We start from the raw sequence: 289 nt of genomic DNA, 5'->3' as shown, positions 1-289 counted from the left end.
AGGCGATGCTGTCGATCACGCCGATGATGTCGACGATCTTGCGCGAGGACGCTTCGATCGAACCCATGGTGTCGACCACCTGGCTGACGATCGCGCCGCCCTTGCGCGCCACTTGCGAGGCGGCCAGGGCGAGCTGGTTGGCCTGCTGCGCGTTGTCGGCGTTCTGGCGCACGGTGGACGTCAGTTCTTCCATCGAGGCGGCGGTTTCTTCGAGCGAACTGGCTTGCTGTTCGGTGCGCGCCGACAGGTCCAGGTTGCCGGCGGCGATTTCGGTCGAGCCGATGGCGAT

The 289-nt window shown here is 65.7% G+C and carries 1 pseudogene; it reads right to left on the bottom strand.

The features are described 5' to 3' along the window. Nucleotides 1-289 (bottom strand): annotated as a pseudogene (locus F2P46_RS36690) (hypothetical protein); the annotation flags it as partial.

The sequence above is a fragment of the Massilia sp. CCM 8734 genome, assembly GCF_011682155.1.
In the GTDB taxonomy this organism is placed as follows: Bacteria; Pseudomonadota; Gammaproteobacteria; order Burkholderiales; family Burkholderiaceae_D; genus Telluria_A; species Telluria_A rubra.
The sequence above is the reverse complement of the archived record's forward strand: the minus strand, read 5'-3'. Positions and strand labels throughout refer to the sequence as shown.